The 17464-nt window shown below is 43.9% G+C and carries 21 protein-coding genes; all 21 read left to right on the forward strand.

Going from position 1 to position 17464, the window contains the following annotated elements:
• The first annotated feature begins 26 nt into the window (after positions 1–26).
• The 21 genes from B3S92_RS00990 to B3S92_RS01090 all read left to right on the forward strand — a co-directional run bounded on the left by B3S92_RS00990 (position 27) and on the right by B3S92_RS01090 (position 17457).
• Positions 27–851: a tetratricopeptide repeat protein gene (locus tag B3S92_RS00990; RefSeq protein WP_077448568.1), complete on the forward strand. Its 825-nt coding sequence runs from the start codon at positions 27–29 to the stop codon at positions 849–851.
• Positions 848–1270, forward strand: coding sequence for a hypothetical protein (locus B3S92_RS00995; protein WP_296201949.1), 423 nt, complete (start codon positions 848–850; stop codon positions 1268–1270). Before B3S92_RS00990 ends, B3S92_RS00995 begins: the two co-directional genes overlap by 4 nt.
• 272 nt (positions 1271–1542) lie before the next feature.
• Positions 1543–2325, forward strand: coding sequence for an HNH endonuclease (locus tag B3S92_RS01000; RefSeq protein WP_296201952.1), 783 nt, complete (start codon positions 1543–1545; stop codon positions 2323–2325).
• Between the two features lie 118 nt (positions 2326–2443).
• The gene (locus B3S92_RS01005; protein WP_296201954.1) at positions 2444–2896 is read left to right on the forward strand and encodes a phage terminase small subunit P27 family; all 453 of its coding nucleotides are present in this window, start codon (positions 2444–2446) and stop codon (positions 2894–2896) included.
• A 32-nt stretch (positions 2897–2928) separates the two neighbouring features.
• A complete protein-coding gene (locus B3S92_RS01010) occupies positions 2929–4626 on the forward strand; it encodes a terminase large subunit (protein ID WP_296201955.1) in 1698 nt (565 codons plus the stop codon).
• Positions 4623–5855: a phage portal protein gene (locus B3S92_RS01015; protein WP_296201957.1), complete on the forward strand. Its 1233-nt coding sequence runs from the start codon at positions 4623–4625 to the stop codon at positions 5853–5855. Before B3S92_RS01010 ends, B3S92_RS01015 begins: the two co-directional genes overlap by 4 nt.
• Entirely contained in the window at positions 5851–6525 is a 675-nt protein-coding gene (locus tag B3S92_RS01020; protein ID WP_414706974.1) for an HK97 family phage prohead protease, read from the forward strand. The genes B3S92_RS01015 and B3S92_RS01020 overlap by 5 nt, the downstream gene beginning before the upstream one ends.
• On the forward strand, positions 6522–7712 hold the full coding sequence (locus B3S92_RS01025; RefSeq protein WP_296201959.1) for a phage major capsid protein: 1191 nt from the start codon (positions 6522–6524) through the stop codon (positions 7710–7712). Before B3S92_RS01020 ends, B3S92_RS01025 begins: the two co-directional genes overlap by 4 nt.
• Positions 7713–7822: 110 nt before the next feature.
• A complete protein-coding gene (locus B3S92_RS01030; protein WP_296201960.1) occupies positions 7823–8026 on the forward strand; it encodes a hypothetical protein in 204 nt (67 codons plus the stop codon).
• Between the two features lie 5 nt (positions 8027–8031).
• Positions 8032–8346, forward strand: a complete 315-nt coding sequence (locus B3S92_RS01035; protein WP_296201961.1) for a head-tail connector protein — start codon at positions 8032–8034, stop codon at positions 8344–8346.
• On the forward strand, positions 8347–8679 hold the full coding sequence (locus B3S92_RS01040) for a phage head closure protein (protein ID WP_296201962.1): 333 nt from the start codon (positions 8347–8349) through the stop codon (positions 8677–8679). It begins immediately after the preceding gene.
• Positions 8672–9154 (forward strand): HK97-gp10 family putative phage morphogenesis protein, encoded by a 483-nt coding sequence (locus tag B3S92_RS01045; RefSeq protein WP_296201963.1) that lies wholly within the window; start codon positions 8672–8674, stop codon positions 9152–9154. The genes B3S92_RS01040 and B3S92_RS01045 overlap by 8 nt, the downstream gene beginning before the upstream one ends.
• 42 nt (positions 9155–9196) lie before the next feature.
• Positions 9197–9526, forward strand: coding sequence for a tail completion protein gp17 (gene gp17 / locus B3S92_RS01050; protein ID WP_296202125.1), 330 nt, complete (start codon positions 9197–9199; stop codon positions 9524–9526).
• A 5-nt stretch (positions 9527–9531) separates the two neighbouring features.
• Positions 9532–9960 carry a hypothetical protein gene (locus B3S92_RS01055; RefSeq protein WP_296201964.1) on the forward strand — a complete coding sequence of 143 codons (429 nt, stop codon included), beginning with the start codon at positions 9532–9534 and terminating at the stop codon, positions 9958–9960.
• Between the two features lie 30 nt (positions 9961–9990).
• The gene (locus tag B3S92_RS01060) at positions 9991–10362 is read left to right on the forward strand and encodes a phage tail assembly chaperone family protein, TAC (protein ID WP_296201965.1); all 372 of its coding nucleotides are present in this window, start codon (positions 9991–9993) and stop codon (positions 10360–10362) included.
• A gap of 47 nt (positions 10363–10409) precedes the next feature.
• Positions 10410–10691, forward strand: coding sequence for a phage tail assembly protein T (locus tag B3S92_RS01065; RefSeq protein WP_296201966.1), 282 nt, complete (start codon positions 10410–10412; stop codon positions 10689–10691).
• A 73-nt stretch (positions 10692–10764) separates the two neighbouring features.
• On the forward strand, positions 10765–11679 hold the full coding sequence (locus B3S92_RS01070) for a hypothetical protein (protein ID WP_296201968.1): 915 nt from the start codon (positions 10765–10767) through the stop codon (positions 11677–11679).
• A gap of 271 nt (positions 11680–11950) precedes the next feature.
• Positions 11951–15343: a tape measure protein gene (locus tag B3S92_RS01075; RefSeq protein WP_296202126.1), complete on the forward strand. Its 3393-nt coding sequence runs from the start codon at positions 11951–11953 to the stop codon at positions 15341–15343.
• Positions 15336–15674, forward strand: coding sequence for a phage tail protein (locus B3S92_RS01080; RefSeq protein ID WP_296201969.1), 339 nt, complete (start codon positions 15336–15338; stop codon positions 15672–15674). Before B3S92_RS01075 ends, B3S92_RS01080 begins: the two co-directional genes overlap by 8 nt.
• Before the next feature lie 63 nt (positions 15675–15737).
• Positions 15738–16661, forward strand: coding sequence for a hypothetical protein (locus B3S92_RS01085; RefSeq protein WP_296201971.1), 924 nt, complete (start codon positions 15738–15740; stop codon positions 16659–16661).
• Positions 16645–17457, forward strand: coding sequence for a phage minor tail protein L (locus B3S92_RS01090; RefSeq protein ID WP_296201972.1), 813 nt, complete (start codon positions 16645–16647; stop codon positions 17455–17457). The genes B3S92_RS01085 and B3S92_RS01090 overlap by 17 nt, the downstream gene beginning before the upstream one ends.
• Positions 17458–17464: the final 7 nt, after the last annotated feature.

The following is a 17464-nucleotide window of genomic DNA, read 5'->3' on the forward strand; positions in this document are numbered from 1 at the left end:
CCTATATCTAGTTAAAAATAGACACTATGAGCATACAACCTCAAACTAAAAGCATTGAAGTGCAGAGCTTTATGAACTCTTATTTGGGTTTGCTTAGTCCAAATAATTTTAGACTAAAGCTCTGGCTTAGAGATGCAGAAGCATTGCGCAAATCCAATCCAGTCGATAGTTATATGATTGAGGGTTGGGTTAGCCGCGCTCAGGGTAATCTTAATGATGCGGTGAAGAAGGTTGCAAATGCAAGTAAGCTTGATGATTCTGTGTTAGGCAACTTGGCTACGATGTACTCTTCAGCCGGTAGGTTCGATGAAGCAGAGAAACTATGCTTATCAATACTTCAGAAAGATAATTATGATTGGTATGCGTTTCATCAGATGTTAGTTAATACATCCGTTACGTTAAATCAAACTAGGTTGAAAAAAGCCATGAATCTTTTTAAGCCAGTAGATGAAAAAGCACAAGTTCTATTAAATATAGGCAATATTTATTTAGAAGATATAGTTAAGGCTCATGAGGTGCTAGAAAAAGTAGGTGTCACAATCGCCACATACCGATCTATAATGGAGATGGCCACAGTTGTTAAAAACAATAAATACCTAGGAGATAGCAAGTTAAAACTAAGCATGCAGGTCAACGAAGTCGGTAAAATACTAATCATAGATGAAACATTATTTAATGTGACTGTTGACGATTGTATTGATTTGAATGAGCAATATTTTGATTCTATTTTAAGCTTAGAGTGCCCATTTGATGAGTTGAAAAAAGTGGTGTATAACTTTAGACCAGGAGAAGAAAAAGAGGATTTAGAGTCTGAGGCCTCTAGTTATAAGGAGTTTGTCGAATGGGGGTGAGTATATCTGATCTACATAAAACTATTGATAGCTTATTCCCTGATTTAAACTCTATAGATAGCGAGGGCACTCAGAGAGCTTGTGTAAACAGAAAGTATTACGCTACCTACCATCATCTATTAGAAGTTTTAAATAACCACTTCAGTTATGACCTTAGCAATGAAGGTAGGTTTGGTAATACGGGACATCATAAAAGAGTTGTTTTGGCTTTTGAAGACGTATATATGACCACAGGAAGCAAGAATGCGCAGCAGTTATACTTAAAAATACAAAACTTCATTTCTAAACGACATAAAGCGGACTATTATTTAGATTCTGATTTTGATGAATTTGACTATAAGCAGTCAATTAAGTTTGCTAATGACATACCAGATTTGGCGAATAAATTGGTTGAAGAACTAAAAAACAAGAGGGCGTAAAATAAAGAATACTTGAACCTCTCTGACAGATAAGGTAGTATTTATATAAAGTGGTCTTACGTGTAAGTAAGGCGTTATTAAAAGCGATTGATTTAATTATCAGTCGCTTTTTTTGTGCCTGTAATTTAATAGCATCATCTGGCTGAATGCTGTTTATAACCTTATAGCTTCTACGTTCCTCATATCTGAGGAGCGAGCCAATGAGGATATCACGCTCTTTTACCTCTCCCACGTTGGCAACAGCGTGGGCTTTTTTATATCTGGAGTTTGTGTTGGCTACACCATGCCGAGCACCACGCTGTCCAAACTTAACAACACGCAAAGACAAAGGTTATTGTGATGATCACAAAGACAGACGCAGCAATTGGGCTAGACATCAACAACGACACGGCAATACAACCGAGCGTGGTTACGGACACGTATGGCGCAAACTTCGCACGCAGATACTGCAGCGTGATGATTATCTTTGCGTATCTTGTCGAGACGCGGGCAGGCTTGTACCAGCCACTGACGTTGATCACATAGTGCCTAAATCACAAGGCGGTACAGATACACCAGACAATCTCCAATCGCTGTGCAAGCCGTGTCACAGACGCAAGACGGCGACTGAAAACAAGATCGGTTACTTTATGCCTGAGTACTTGAAGCCTATCCCTCAATCGGTCATCGTTTTCGGACCGCCTGCATCGGGTAAAACAACATGGGCAGTCAAGAATACACCCAATGCATTTATTGTAGACCTGGACTTGATTGTTCAGAAGATGACAGGCAAACCTAAATACATCAAGACCGAAGAAGAAAGGTTGCTAGGTATTAATAAGCGAAATCAAATTATGCTGGAGTTAGCAGTCAGCGGCGAACCTTGTACGATAGTTTTAACAGGCTCTACGGTAGAGCAAAGAAGATGGTGGGTCGACAAATTGAAGCCCAAGCAAGTTGTACAGCTTAGAGAGCCAGACAGTGTGCTTATAGAAAGAATACATGAAGATACAAGTAGGCCTAGTAGCGTCAAAAAAAGACATTTAGAGGTAGTGCGCTGCTATGAATATGACTGAGTCAGGGGGAGGGCGGGTGAAAAGCTCAGAGGGCTTGCCGAAATGACCGACCCCCCACACAGATTTTTACGACCGCGAAATTAAAAGTTTAGGTTGCCCCGAAAAATAGGATTTATTTATGAGAGGACGTAAGCCCAAGCCAACGGCTCTAAAGAAGCTGGCAGGTAATCCGGGCAAGCGTAAGCTCAATGATGCTGAGCCGGACTTCACTGAGATAACAGATGTCGAGCCACCAGAATGGCTGCCAGACTTGGCAGTAGAAATGTGGCAAACAGTAATGCCTGAATTGTTAGCCGCCAAAGTCTTAACCGTACCGGACCTGCATAATGTTGAAGCTTTTTGCACAGCATACGCAATGTGGCGAGATGCGGAAGATCACGTTAAGCAATTTGGTGTTGTCATAGAAACGGAAAGATCCACAATTAAGAACCCAGCTGTCACTGTAATTAACGAGGCCAAAAAACAAATGCGTGAGTTCGGCGCATTGCTTGGACTTGATCCAAGTTCTCGTCAAAGATTAGTTGGACCCAAAAAGAGCGAAGACAAAGGAAACCCCTTTGATGACTTTTAAATAACAAATAACTAGATAGAGTTAACGATGAAATGTCCCGTAAATATCCTAATGTCGCAAAAGCTGAAAAGTACGCTCGCGACGTGGTTGCGGGAAAAATCATTGCATGCAAATGGATTAAGCTTGCATGTAAACGTCATTTAGACGAAAAAAAACTAAGCAGAAGTAAGGACTTCCTATACAGGTTTGACCCTGAGAGAGCTGAGCGAGTAGCTAAGTTTATCCAGTTGCTACCACATACGAAGGGCAAGTGGGCTAGAGAACGTCTGCCAATAACGCTTGAACCATGGCAGTTATTTAGTATTTGCATACCATTTGGCTGGATAATTAAGAAAACAAAAACGCGCCGGTTCCGGCGCTTACTTGTTTTTGTGCCTCGTAAAAATGGTAAATCAGTGATTGCTGCAGGTATTGGCCTATATATGTTCGTGGCCGATAACGAGTTCGGGGCTGAAGTCTACTCAGGCGCCACAACAGAGAAGCAGGCTTGGGAGGTTTTTAGGCCGGCCAAGCAGATGGTTGACCGTACGCCGGCATTAAAAGCACGCTTTGGTATTGAGTCAAATGCATCAAACATGAACGTACCGTCCGATGGTAGTCGCTTTGAGCCGGTTATTGGTAAGCCTGGCGATGGTTCGAGTCCATCATGTGCTTTGGTTGATGAATACCACGAGCATAAAGATTCGGACCTGTACGACACGATGGAAACCGGTATGGGCGCCCGTGACCAACCAATGATGGTAGTTATTACCACTGCAGGAGCAAATATTGGCGGACCTTGCTACACGTTAGTACGTGACGCACAAAAGATGCTCGATGGTGCGTTAGACATGCCCGACATGTGGGCCATGATCTACACAAAAGACGAGGAAGATGAGTGGTCTAGTGAGCTAGCACTGCGTAAAGCAAACCCGAATTACGACATATCAGTAAGCGGTGAGTTTTTAAGAGCAAGATGCCGCGATGCAATGCAGTCAGCCCACAAGCAAAACACGTTCAGAACCAAGCACGTCAACGAGTTTGTGGGCGCCAAATCTGCTTGGATGAATATGTCTAAGTGGCAAATGGCGCCAGAGCGTAAATCACTTGAGGAGCTACAAGGCAGACCGTGCTATATCGGTCTGGATTTAGCAACCAAGATTGATATTGTCGCCAAAGTGATGGTGTTTCCGCCAACGGATGACGACCCTTATTACCATGTCCACGGTAAGTACTACATTCCAGAAGCCCGCTTGATGGAAGAGGGTGAGGTGAATAGCGAGCGTTATAAAGAATATGACGCGCTAGGACTCCTTACCGTGACGGATGGCGAGGTTATTGATTTTAGCGCCATCGAGGATGACTTAGCTTGTGATCTGGAGACACACAATGTGCAAGAGATTGCATACGACCCATGGCAAGCAGCTCAGTTGGCCCAGAACATGGAAAACGAGGGAGCAGTGATGGTAGAGATTCGTCACACTGTTCAAAACATGTCAGAACCCATGAAAGAGGCTGAAGCACTGGTGTTGTCACAGCGCTTAGCACACGGCAACTGCCCTGTGATGACTTGGATGATGTCCAACGTGGTGGCGACACTGGATAAAAAAGACAACATCTATCCGAACAAAGAGCGAGCTGAAAATAAAATCGATGGCCCGGTGGCGTTAATCATGTCACTGGCACGAGCTACTTTACACAATCAATCTAACAATATTGATGATTATTTAATGGACCCTGTCATAGCATGAGTAATTTAACTGACGAATCATGGTGGTCACGCCTGAAGCGGTCCATGTTTGGGGGCGCTACACGTCTTGATAAAGGCGGCGAGTCGATACCATTTACTGGAGAATCAACAGCATCAGGTAATGCTGTAAATGCCGAAACAGCCTTGAAACTTGCAACAGTCTGGGCTTGCGTGAGAATGCGCTCACAAACTATCTCGAGTTTGCCATTACATATTTATGATAGCAATAAACATATAGCTGCTGACCATCCTCTATACCGCATTTTACACGACACTCCCAACGCCGACATGGTGGCCAGCGAGTATTGGGAGGCTATGATTGCCTCCCTGGACTTGTGGGGTAATGCATACTCATTAATTAGCCGCAATGCAGCTAAAGCTGTGGTCTCCTTGGAGATATTAAATCCTGAGAAAATGACGGTAATACGCTCAAAAAGTGGCGAGATTACTTATAAATATGAGTCTAATGGCAAGACAATAACTTATTACGAGGATGATGTTTTGCATATTAAGGGCTTTACAGTAGATGGATTGGTGGGTTTATCGCCAATAAAGTATCAAGCTAATACAATGGGCATGCAAATAGATGCGAATAATGCAGCCGCTCAAGAATTTAAGAATAATTTAAAAGTGGGAGGCTTTTTAAAGTCTGGCGAAAAGGTGCTGTCGAAAGAGCAGCGGGAGCGAATGCGCGAAAACCTAGCTACCTTTGCCCAGCCAGAAAACTCTGGAAAATGGATGGTGCTAGAAGCAGGAATGGAGCCTGCTGGCGCTGCTAATATTCGTATTAACCCTCAGGACGCCCAGCTTTTAGAATCACGTTATTTTGGTATCGAAGAAATCTGTAGAGCATTCGGTGTGCCGCCTCAGCTTATCTATCATACTGACAAAGCCAGCAGCTGGGCTTCAAGCCTAGAGCAAATGAACCAGGGCTTTTTAACTTATTCGTTGCGACCAGTATTAGTGCGAATCGAACAGACTATTGCAAGAAAGCTGCTACCCCCTGCTGATCGCATTAAGTACAAGCCTAAATACAGTGTAGAAGGTCTGCTTAGGTCAGATAGCCAAGGGCGCGCTAATTTTTATAGCCAGATGTTGCAAAATGGCGTCATGTCTCGTAACGAGGTTCGAGATCTTGAAGACCTGCCAAAGCGTGAAGGCGCTGATGATTTAACTGTGCAATTGAATTTAACACCCATTCATAAACTGGGGCTAGATAATGAAAATTAAGACTAAAGATGTAAGTTTCGAAGTAAAAGCCGTTGAAGATAACGGCTTTTTTTCTGGCTATTGTTCTGTGTTCGATGTCGAAGATAGTTATGGTGATGTCGTTAAAAAAGGTGCTTATGCAGACACTATCAAGGCATGGGCGGACAAAGGAAAGATGCCACCAATCTTATGGCAACATAACCGCGGCGAGGTAATTGGCGTTTGGACCAAGCTTTATGAGGACGATCATGGCCTATATGGAGAAGGAAGGCTATTAATAGATGATGTTGCTAAAGCCAAAGAAGCCCATGCGTTAATGAAACATGGTGCAATTGATGGTTTGTCAATTGGCTACAAGGTTAATAAATGGTCCTACAACGAAGACAGTGAAGTGCTGGAGTTGCTGGCAATCGATTTGAAGGAGGTGAGTGTAGTTACATTTCCCGCTAATGAAGATAGTCGAATAGACAATGTGAAATCAACACTGATGAAGGGCGAACTGCCCACTTTACCAGAATTTGAAAAGTTCCTGCGCGAGGCAGGCTTTTCGAAAACGCAAGCCACGGCGATTGCTGGGCATGGCTTGCGCGTACTCATTCAGGGCGAGCCTGAAGAAGCTAAACAGCAAAATGATGAATTAAGCGAAGTGCTTGATTTACTAAAGAAACTAAATACACAGGAGTCGTTATGACTGACGTAACAAAAGAGCTCGCCACTGAGTTTGCAAAATCAGTTGACAGCGTAAAAGCTTTGGGAGAAGAATTAAAGGGAAAAATGTCGGCTGGCGAAAAAGGCTTGGAGGATTTAAAAAGCCAAGTCGATGAAGCTTTGACACAGATGAACGAGGTGAAAACTCGCTTAGATGATACTGAGCAGAAGCTTGCTCGCCGAGGCAACGATGGTGAAGTTGCACAGAAGTCATTTGGGCTGCAGCTTTTTGAGTCTGATAGCTTCCGTGATTTCGCTGAAAATCCAGCAGCGGGCAAGTCTGCCAAGATCTACACCAAAGAGACAATCACGAGTGCTACTACAGATGCAGCTGGTTCAGCCGGCACACTAGTAACCGAACAGCGTTTACCTGGTATTGTGGCCACGCCTGACCGCCGTTTAACTGTGCGCGATCTATTGGCCTCAGGCACTACTAACAGCAGCTCTATTACCTATATGCGAGAGACCGGATTTACAAATAGTGCGGCTCCTCAAGTAAAAGAGGGTGATTTGAAGGCGCAATCAGACATTAAGTTCGATGAGCAGCAAGTGAGCGTAAAGACTTTGGCTCATTGGGTTAAAGCATCACGTCAGATTCTAGACGACGCACCAATGCTTGAATCTTATGTCCGTGGTCGCCTGATGTACGGTCTTAAGTTAGTAGAAGAGCAGCAGTTGTTAAATGGTGATAATACTGGCGGTAACTTGCATGGCATTATCCCTCAAGCTACTGCGTTTGCAGACCCAGCCACATTAGCTGAGTACACCATCATTGACCAACTACGCTTAGCACAATTACAAGCTGTGTTAGCTGAATATCCAGCAACAGGCCATGTGTTAAACCCAATTGATTGGGCGAAGATTGAGCTAACTAAAGATGCCGAAAATCGCTATATCATCGGCCAGCCCCAAGGTGTAGCTAATCCAACTCTATGGGGTCTGCCAGTAGTTAGCACGCAAGCAATGGGCGCTGGTAAGTTTTTGACTGGCGCATTTAGCTTGGCTGCACAGGTGTTTGACCGTCAGCAAGCAGCGGTTGCTGTTTCAACAGAAAACCAAGATGACTTTATCCGTAACTTAGTGACAATTCTTTGCGAAGAGCGCTTAGCATTAGCGGTTTATCGTCCAGAAGCGTTTGTTTACGGTTCATTAACTGCTAAAACCGCTTAAAGTCAAGACCAACGTTAGTTGAGAGGCGTTCACCATATGTGGTGAGCGCTTTTTTATTAATCCAAAGTTAATTAGCTAGTTAATTTTGCATTGATAAAAGGAGTCAGATCATGAAATACGTAGTCTTAAAGCAGCACTATGGTGACCGCCAATATTTTGAAGGCGAAGAACGTGAGGTTGACAACAAGACAGATGCTAAAGTGCTCATAGATGCTGGTCTTATCTACCTTAGTAAGGGCTCAGGCACTGAAGAGAGAGCAGCGCCAAAAGCTCGAAATAAGATGGCGCCTAAAGCAAATAATAAATCTGAGTAAATAACATGATCACACTTGAGCAAGTCAAATTCCAATGCCGTATCGAGCAAGACGTTTATTATGAGGACGGCTTGCTCAATGACTATATTGCAGCTGCTCGTAATCATGTGCAGGCCCACTTAGACCGCACGATTTATCCTGATGCGGTGCCAAGCGATGACCCGGATGGCTTGGTAGACAACGCAAGTATTGACCAGGCAATGCTATTGCTGGTTGCTCATTGGTACGCCAATCGTGAAGCAGTATCTGAGTCAGTAATGACGGAAGTGCCACTTGGTGTACGTCACTTACTGCAACCCTATAGACGCATGGGGGTTTAAATGAATGCTGGCAAGTTAAGACACCGCATTAAGCTTTATAAGAGCAAAACAAAATCATCGCCTATGGGTGGGGGCGGAGCATTAATATGGGAGCATGTACTGACACTATCCGCCGCGTTTGAACCACTATCTGTAAAAGATATGTTGGCAGCTCAAGCGGCCAGTAGTGAGGCTAAAGTACGTTGTACCTTACGGTACCGGCATGATGTGGATAGCAAAATGCGAGTTGGCCATAGAGGCCGCATGTATGAGATTGATGGCGACCCTCTGCCAGATGCCAACAGTGGCCTCGAATACATGACTTTAATGTTAAAAGAGGTGGCCAATGGCTAGTGACTGGGGTTCAGTTGATATTAAAGGGCTCGACGAACTTGACGCCAAGCTTGCACTGCTAGATAACGAGCTGGCTGGCAAGTCTCTATATAGCGCTTTAAACGTTGCTTTAACTCCAGTTGTTAAAGAGGCTAAAGCGCGAGCGAGTGTAGCACCTGAACCGCACATAATGACAACCGCCGGCGGTCGTAAGGTTGAAGTTCAGCCTGGGCTGCTTGAGTCAGCTATCCGCAAACGCAGACTGCCGAAGTCTGAGCATACAGGAGAGTTCGCCCAAGGGGCGGTGATGGGTGTTTATGTTGGTAAGGGCACAAAACAAAAAGAATACCCTAGGTATTGGCATCTTATTGAACATGGCACATCAAAAATGAGATCAGCGCCATTTTTGCGCCCTGCTTTTGATCACAACGTAGACAATATGGTGAGCCGCTTTGCTAAAAAGCTGGCTCAAAATATAGACAAGCATCTGGAGTAATCAATGATAGCGGGAGTGAGAATTAATACTCTATTGTCACCCATGGTTAATGGCCGGCTTTACCCCGATATGCTAACAGAGCACGATGACAAAAATATCCCGTATATTGTTTATCAGAATATAAGCACGGTGCCCGAAGTAACACTGGATGGTGTGACAGGGCATGAGTGGGTCCGCATGCAAATAGACGTATATCACAACGATAAATACCAGGCTGTACTACTCGCAAATCGAGTAGTGCAAAAAATTAATGACAACATACAACCAAGCATTTATAGCGCGAGACAGTCGCTTCGCGAGGGTAATTTATATCGCGAGTCGATCGATTATGAGTTCTGGCAAACCGCCCCAACAGAAGACGAAATGGAGTAATCACCATGGCAGTAGAAAATTTAGTAGATAGCTTTTACCAGCTATTAGTATCTAGCACCGAGTTAGAGTTTAAAAAAGTAAAGCATTTGCAAAAATGCGAGCCACCGACCAGCGAAAAAACATTAGATGATGTGACGGCAACTGATGATAAGCGTACAGTCAAAGCAGTTGTTGATTTCACTGAGGATAGCGAAATTGAGTTTGAATTTGTGCTTGATCCGACTGACGAAGAGCATCTGCTAATACAAAGTGCATATGAAGATAATACAGAGCTGAACTGGCAGTATAAACTCGTCAAAGCGACGGGATTGAGCCGTCAGTTCAAAGGCATGGTCAGTAAATTAACTCCGAACACTGATGATAATAAAAAGAAAGTCCGCATGACTGGGACAATCACTATCACCAGCGACCCCACAAAAGTTTTAGCCGAATAATCACCAGAGTTTAGCATAAGGATAATACAGATGAAAAAGAACGAAACTAAAGGTGTTTTAGATAAAGCCGCCATTCTGGCATTTGCCAGCAATGCCGCTTTAAAAGTTGAGAAAATCGAACTGCCAGAAATGGGGGGTGAGGTTTACATCAAAGAGCTTACAGCGGGCGAGCGCGAAGCTCTTGAAAAACAGATGCAGAGCCAAACTGATAAAAATGCTGTACGCGCCACAGTGTTTGTACATAGTGTTTGTAACGCAGATGGCGAGCTGATGTTTGATGTTGAAGACATCGAAGCAATTAAACAATTGCCAAGCCGTCCAGTCATTAAAGTGTTCAACCGCTCAAATGAAATCAACGGCATCACCCCTGAGCAAGTAGATACTGCAGAAAAAAACTCCTAAGCCATCCTAGTCGTAGATTTTTATTCAAGCTTGCAGGTCATCTTGGCATGACAGTCTCACAGCTATCATCTGAGATGACATCGCAAGAACTGACAGAGTGGATGGCGTACGATAGATTTGACCCGATTGGAGGGTTTCGACAAGATTTGCAGACAGCGCATTTGTTATATGAAAAACGGGGTGGCGATGATAAAAACATTTCTGACTTCTTACCTGTTAACCCAAATCCAATGACTGACGAGCAGCGCGCAGAGCTTGAAAAGCAGAAACGGATTGCTGAGTTGCAAGTTCAAACAGAGCAAATGATTGCTATGTTTGACAGTATGTAATGCTATAGACAGCTGGTTATTTGTGATTTTTCGTACTATGATTGAGCCTTTAATATTAATATTTGGAGGCTGAATGTTGCGCAAAATTATAAATATCATACTTTACTTAATTGCAGCGTTTGTAGCCTTCATGGCTATAGCAATGATATTTGCAGCAAATGTGAATAATTTTAAAGCATTTGTTGTGCTAATAATATCGGCTGCTGTTTTTTTGCCAGAGGTGCAGGCCTCAATTAATAGGATGGTTGGAAAGAACATTAATGCCATTGCTTATATTTTTTTAGGGTTTGTTTTATTCATCTGTGGAATACTCATTGCTGCGGGGACCGAGTCACAAGTAAAAGGGTCGAAGAGCCCCGAAGCTATTGTCCAAGATAAAGAAGCTATCGAAGTCGAAGAAGACAGTAAAGATGCAACTGCCACCCGTAAAAAAGAGGAAGATATAGAGCCCTATCAGGATGTGGTGTATCGAATGACAAAAGATGAATATCCAAAGGCATATGAAGCATGGGGTGGAGAGTGGATTGAAAGGATTAATGATAGCATGTTACCAGCTGTTAGAGCAGTAGATAAGAAAAGACAGTGTGACAAGCCTGTTATGATTAATTTATCAGAGCAAGAAAGTATTACTCAGCAAAAAGCCGTTTATTTCGTCGACTGCGAGAATGGCAGACGCTTCTACATAAATATAAACGATGTGAATGAAGGTAAAGACATATATACAGATGATGATGTCAAACGGAGAGTAAAACGAGAAGAAAATTTACGATTAGCGGACTGCCAGATAACGATTAAAAATAGCCTAAAAAACCCAAGGTCGTTTGATATAGATATTAGTACAGTTCAACATGGTTATGATGCAAGCAAAGAGCTGAACACCGTGAAATTTAGATTTTATGCTCAAAACGGTTTTGGAGCAGAAATAGCAAATATCGGCAAATGTAGCTTTGATAAAGCAGGCTCTGTGGTCAACATAGATGTCCAGTAAAAATAAAATCGAACTACTCCACTGCCAAAATAAATGATTTTTATTTAGCCAAGCCCTCAATCGAGGGCTTTTTTTACGCCCGGAATAAGGAGTATTAACATTGGGTAAAGTCTTATCACGCTTAGATATCTTACTGCATGCTAATACTGCTAATTACCGCCGCGATATCAAGCAAGCAACAAACGAGACCAAAGCAGAGCTAAAAAGCGTCTCCGATGCAGCAGTTGCAAGTGGCAAGAAGATTGATGCATCACTTAACTCGTTACTTAATATGAAAAACGCTATTGCTGGCGTGGGTGTTGCTGCATTTGCATCATCTATCATAAGTACGGCTGATCAAATGCAGGATCTTGCTAGTAAGATTCGGATTAGCACTAACAGCACTGAAGAATATGTTGCAGTCATGCACCAGTTGCGAGATATCTCGCGCGAAAACGCAGCATCTTATGGAGCAACAGTTGAACTGTATGCTGATTCACGTAGGGCATTAAAAGAGCTTGGTAAATCACAGCAAGAGACTATTGATTTTACGAATAATTTATCTAAAGCAATGCGCGTCGGTGGTGGCGAAGCACAGGCTCAAGCCGCTGCATTAACTCAGCTTGGTCAGGCTCTAGCATCAGGCGTTCTAAGAGGTGATGAATTTAACTCAGTTGCTGAGCAGGCGCCAGTTTTGCTTGATTTGCTTGCAAAAGAGTTAGACACAACGAGAGGAGCTTTGCGTAAATTAGCAGCCGATGGGGCGTTGACTTCAGATGTAATTTACAACGCTATATCATCAGCAACTGACGTTCTAGACGAAAAGATGTCTAAAGTGACAGTAACTCTCACTCAAGCAGTGGGGGTGTTTAAAGATCAGTATGCAATTTTTGTAGATGACATAGTTAACCAGAACACAACCATAGGTCAGAACCTGGGTCAAATGGTATTAGTCGCCGCTGATAACTTTGCAACACTAGCCAAGGCAGGTATAGCGGTCAGTGGCGTGTGGCTAGCAAACACAGTGGCAAGCTCAGGCCTAACAAAGTCAATAGCGGGGCTGGTGGGCGCACAAGTAGCGTCAGCAAAAGCCGCGGTCACAAATGCTATGAGCACTCAGAGTCAAATAGCAGCAATTAATAAATTGCACACAAACATGATGTTACTGCGCATGACTAAGACGCATTACATCGCATTAGCAAAGCAAGCTGTCGCAAGTACCGTGGCGTACACTCGCTCATTGGCTGGGCTGGCTAGCGGCTTTAATGCATCAACTGCGGCAGCTGCTATGCACAATAGAGCGATAGCAGCGGGCAATGCAACAAAAAAAGTTGCTGTAGCAAGTACCATGCTTGCGACAAGTGCAACCAGGAGTATGGGCAACGCGCTTAAGTCTGTTGGCAGTATTATCACCAAGCATCCTCTTATGATAGTAGCTGCGACGTTGTCAGCAATTGTCGTGCAGACACACGGCCTACAAGGTGCCCTGAATAGTCTAGGCGATGCGTTAAGCGTTGTTGGCATCTTATTTACTGACATGGTCTCAGTGGGAGTCAACGGCATTGGCTGGCTGTGGGATAGCACTACCAACTTTTTAAACAGCCTTATGGGAGACTCTCAGACTGCAACCGAAACATCTGGTGGTTATTTTGCGACTCTATTCGCCGGCACTGAAGGCGGGTTTGTTGGCATGTTGCAAGTAGCTGCTAGTGTCTTTGATGACATCCTATCTGCAGTAGTGGCTTTTGCTCGCATGAGCTGGACAAATCTAAACCAGTTTGTCATTAGTGTGAAGAACGCTTTTAAAAGCATGGGAAATCTAGCTCTAAGTGTGTTTGATGCAATGGTTAACTCTGCTTTCAGCAGGATTAACTTTGTCTTGAGCGGGATTAATTTAGTCAAGAAGGCTGCTAGTTCAGTCCAAGGATTCTTTGGAGGGGATAGTAGTTATACGCCTATTGACTTGTTGCCAGCTTATAAGTCTCAAAGATACGCTTATGAAGACACCAACTATGTTGGTTACACAGAGTCGTACACTCAAATCACTGCCGCTAGAAGCTTGACTGACAGCGCAATCGCTCGACAAAAAGACATTAAAACAAACGCAGACGCTGCAAGAGACGCGTTAAATAAAACTGGAGTAGCTGCTGAACAGGCTGGAGAATCTGCCAAGAAAGCGGCCGACAAGGCGAACAAAGGTCTTAAAAATGTCAAAAAAGGTCTGACGGATGCTGAAAAAGCAGCTCAAGCTCTTTATAGGTCTTTCCTGAGCGCAGAAGCTGAGCTTAGAAAGTCTATCTTCATGCTGGACCCGCAGACAACTTTTAGCGAACTGGCTTACGATCTATCAGATGCAACAAACGAGATGTCGAAGTTTGATGAGCAAATGAAGCAAGTTTTACGCTCGCTCGCTAAAACCAAAGATATAAAACAATTCAATAATCAAATGAGAGATGCTGACGAGGAGATTGGAAGAGAAATTGAATTGTTGCGCGCTACTAATGATCTTGAGCGTGAGCGCCTCACAATCCAGTATGAAATACAAGACGAGCTTAAAAAATACCAGTCTCTAAAAAATGCTGGGCTAACCGCTGATTACAATGCAATTGAGACGCGATTAAAATATTTAGAAGCTGACAAGCTGCAATTACTACACTACCAGACAATCGATTCTGTAGCTAAAGACTTGGAAGGTACGATAAATGATTTATATCGACAAACTGCATTGCTTGATAATGACAGCCCTGTCGAAGCGCTACTGTACGACCTCAAAGCGTCTGGAAAATTGGCGAACGCAACAGAAGAGGAAATGCAGAATCTAACCAGTGCTGTCAATGCCGCTAGAGATGCATACGAAGCGTTTACACAAGCAAAATTAGCTAGCGAAATAAAGCTAGAAGTACGTAATAGCGCGGCACAACTCCGTACAGAGTTGCTTGATTATGCAACACCAGGCACGACTTATGATCAGAATGACAAATTGCTAGCCGACTCACTTGAGAAACTGCGACAAGCTCGAGAGCTAGAGCAGATGCAGCAAGATGAGTATGACAGACTTGCTGAGATAGCAAAAAAACGTCATTACGACAAAATGATCGAGCTGAATCAGATGTATGCTAGCGACACACTAACGTCTATGGTCGGTATGACTCGAACGTTATTTAGCGAACAATCAAGCGCATATCGCTTTATGTTTGCAGCACAGCAGTCATTTGTAATGGCGAGCGCTGGCATGAATATGTATGAGGCTTGGGGTGACATGATGGCTCAGGGCGTAAGCTTACCCGACAAATTAGCTGGAGCTGCAACAATTGTTGCAGAATTCGGGAAAATTATCTCAGCAGCAAGCTCATTAACTCTTGATTTGCCGGGCTACCGCGGCGGTGGCTTTACCGGAGCTGGACGTGTGAATGAAGTCGCGGGACTTGTGCACAGAGAAGAATTTGTCGCAAACGCTGGCGTGACTCGTACGTATCGACCTGAATTGGAAGCTATGCACAACGGAACCTACAAGCGCAACAGTGGCAACACTAATATCAATGTGAGCGTTAAAGTCGAAAGTAATGGTCAGAGCACAGTTGAGTCGAATCAGCAATTGGGCAAACAGCTTGGCGCGGGGCTTGTCGAGAAGATTAAGCAGGTCTTGGTGCAAGAGAGTAAGCCTGGGGGTTTGTTATATGCTTAAAACATTCACATGGTCCGTTGACATGGGCCCTAGCGCCCAAACATCACACCGTGTTGGCAGAAACCAGTTCGGTGATGGCTACGCTCAAAAATTTAAGATGGGCATAAACAATAAAACAAAGAACTGGTCTGGCACAAAAAAGGGAGACTACAGAACAATCATCAAACCGATTATTGATTTTCTAGACGAGCATGAAGGCTACCTGCCTTTTTTGTGGACCGACCCGCACGGCGAGACTCGGCAATACACTTGCTCAGATTATCCCGTAGTCCAAACAAAAGCCAATCACTGGCAAATTACGCTTAATTTTGAGCAAAATCACAGCGTTTAACCCCTCTTAATCAACCATACGCCCCACAGCTATCAGCTCGGGGCTTTTTTTGGAGCAAATAAAATGGCGATAAAATTACCAGACCCAGGCAACGGCATTCCCGAGCAAAAAACCGGCAATGACGAATGGACTAACATGAAGATTGTGCGCGATAACTTTGCTGATCAGAGTAATGCAGCTAGTAAGCTTGTGGGATCAGCATCAGGTCAAGTACCTCTAAACAGTCATCTAGGTACAGCTTCTAAGGTGAATGTTGGTACAAGTGATGGTCAAATTCCGTTAGCTGAGGACATACAAGCAGTAGCGTTTGGGCGTACCATCGAGAGTGCACCAGAGGGAGTTGATGCCGCAAACTTAAAAAAGGGTTTTATTTACACAAATGCCAACACAACAGGGCTTCCACCGCAAATAACATCGAGTTATCTTGGCGTTTTAAACACTTTTGCAGGATATTACAGTTCCGCAGGCCCGACAGATAGTCAGTATTTCTACTCCTACTTTGACGACAATATTTATTTTAGAGGTCGGAGGTTTAGAGACGCTGCATATCGAGATTGGAGGCTTATCTACCACTCGGGCAACACAACAAAAGACTCCGCAACAGGCTTTTTAAAAGTATCAAGCCCCGTCTTGCATGTGTATAACGATAGCATCACTAAGATACATGAAGCAGAACAGCTAGATATTACAGTTGAAAAGAAGAGTGTGGGTCACTACGAGATACATGGTACTACTGGACTGCGTAAGAATGATGGTTGGTTTATGTCACCACCTCGTGATGTTCACGGAAACGTGCTTTGCATGGTTGATATTGAAGAAAAAGATGGTGTTGTTATCTTGAGAACATACAAGAAGAAGTTTGATTTTGAGACAGTGTCAATCGTGCATGATTTTGATAATCCGATGGATATCCCAGACGGGGTTTGTGTTGAGTTCCGCTTCAATGACTTACCACAAGACGAGGTGCTAGATGAGCCAGCTATCTAATGACCTCCAAAAACTCTCAGTTTCGGGTCTCGTTACGCTTTATGAGTTAGATGCAACTCAATTGGGTGGTGACATTTACCGTTGGCATGGTCACATAAGTCATCAAGACTGGGTGTATATTTTTGAGCATGCAAGCAAAAAGCAGTATGCGGACAAAACCAAATACACAAAGCCAATCGCCAAAGACGAAGTGCATAAAAGAAATATAATCTGGCAGGGCAAGACGTTCACTCCAATGCCTATAAGTGCAGATGGGCTTGAGGTGCGTGGGGATAGTAGGCCGTCATCACCGTCTTTAGCAGTTGCTAACATGATTGACGGCCAAGCTGGGGCAATAGGCATACTATGCGCTTACTTTAACGACTTTGTTGGAGCCAAGCTTAAGGTAATCCGTGTGCTCGCTAAATATCTTGATTCTGCTAATTTTGCGGACGGCAACCCTTCAGCTGACCCTACTCAGTTTAGTTTTCAGAACTGGGAAATCAATAAGAAGTTGCGCGAATCGCTTAGCGAGAAATCAAGCGAAGTTGTCTTTGAGTTGAGCACACCGCTTACTGCGCAAAATCAAAAAATACCGGCTCGCACTATCACAAAATACTGTGATTGGTGCGTCAAAGGTAAATACCGAGGTGAGTCGTGCGGCTATACGGGTGCGGCTATGTTTACTGAAGACGGCAAGCCTACAGACAACCCCGCGCTTGATAAGTGCGGTGGCCTTATTAAAGACTGTAAGCTCCGATTTGGCGAAAACCAGCCACTAAGACATGGCGGGTTCGCATCGTCTCGTATCAGCTAAGGTGAAT

Source organism: Psychrobacter sp. UBA3962 (genome assembly GCF_002385225.1).
GTDB lineage: Bacteria > Pseudomonadota > Gammaproteobacteria > Pseudomonadales > Moraxellaceae > Psychrobacter.

Coding starts and splice junctions, on each gene's coding strand:
- B3S92_RS00990 (WP_077448568.1), top strand. CDS start 27: ATGAGCATACAACCTCAAACTAAAAGCATTGAAGTGCAGAGCTTTATG.
- B3S92_RS01005 (WP_296201954.1), top strand. CDS start 2,444: ATGAGAGGACGTAAGCCCAAGCCAACGGCTCTAAAGAAGCTGGCAGGT.
- B3S92_RS01010 (WP_296201955.1), top strand. CDS start 2,929: ATGTCCCGTAAATATCCTAATGTCGCAAAAGCTGAAAAGTACGCTCGC.
- B3S92_RS01015 (WP_296201957.1), top strand. CDS start 4,623: ATGAGTAATTTAACTGACGAATCATGGTGGTCACGCCTGAAGCGGTCC.
- B3S92_RS01025 (WP_296201959.1), top strand. CDS start 6,522: ATGACTGACGTAACAAAAGAGCTCGCCACTGAGTTTGCAAAATCAGTT.
- B3S92_RS01030 (WP_296201960.1), top strand. CDS start 7,823: ATGAAATACGTAGTCTTAAAGCAGCACTATGGTGACCGCCAATATTTT.
- B3S92_RS01035 (WP_296201961.1), top strand. CDS start 8,032: ATGATCACACTTGAGCAAGTCAAATTCCAATGCCGTATCGAGCAAGAC.
- B3S92_RS01040 (WP_296201962.1), top strand. CDS start 8,347: ATGAATGCTGGCAAGTTAAGACACCGCATTAAGCTTTATAAGAGCAAA.
- B3S92_RS01045 (WP_296201963.1), top strand. CDS start 8,672: ATGGCTAGTGACTGGGGTTCAGTTGATATTAAAGGGCTCGACGAACTT.
- gp17 (WP_296202125.1), top strand. CDS start 9,197: ATGGTTAATGGCCGGCTTTACCCCGATATGCTAACAGAGCACGATGAC.
- B3S92_RS01055 (WP_296201964.1), top strand. CDS start 9,532: ATGGCAGTAGAAAATTTAGTAGATAGCTTTTACCAGCTATTAGTATCT.
- B3S92_RS01060 (WP_296201965.1), top strand. CDS start 9,991: ATGAAAAAGAACGAAACTAAAGGTGTTTTAGATAAAGCCGCCATTCTG.
- B3S92_RS01065 (WP_296201966.1), top strand. CDS start 10,410: ATGACAGTCTCACAGCTATCATCTGAGATGACATCGCAAGAACTGACA.
- B3S92_RS01070 (WP_296201968.1), top strand. CDS start 10,765: ATGTTGCGCAAAATTATAAATATCATACTTTACTTAATTGCAGCGTTT.
- B3S92_RS01075 (WP_296202126.1), top strand. CDS start 11,951: ATGAAAAACGCTATTGCTGGCGTGGGTGTTGCTGCATTTGCATCATCT.
- B3S92_RS01080 (WP_296201969.1), top strand. CDS start 15,336: ATGCTTAAAACATTCACATGGTCCGTTGACATGGGCCCTAGCGCCCAA.
- B3S92_RS01085 (WP_296201971.1), top strand. CDS start 15,738: ATGGCGATAAAATTACCAGACCCAGGCAACGGCATTCCCGAGCAAAAA.
- B3S92_RS01090 (WP_296201972.1), top strand. CDS start 16,645: ATGAGCCAGCTATCTAATGACCTCCAAAAACTCTCAGTTTCGGGTCTC.